Here is a 220-nt window from a genome sequence, read left to right as displayed (position 1 = left end):
GAAGAAGTGGTCGAGACCACTGTGCGCCTTCTCTCCTGACGGACACCTTCTCCCGCCATCGGCCAACCTTTCCAGAAGCCCAACCGTCGGCATAGTCTGTGGCTCGTGATGGACACACTCGCGAGATGGCTGGAGGCAAACGACTTGCGTTTCAAAGCGGAACGCTGGCGCCGCATGGCTATCCTATTTACGGACAAGCAGGCGATCGACGCCCTGAACG

It is taken from the genome of Acidisphaera sp. S103, from assembly GCF_009765975.1.
Lineage (GTDB): Bacteria > Pseudomonadota > Alphaproteobacteria > Acetobacterales > Acetobacteraceae > Rhodopila.
This window is presented reverse-complemented; position numbering follows the sequence as displayed.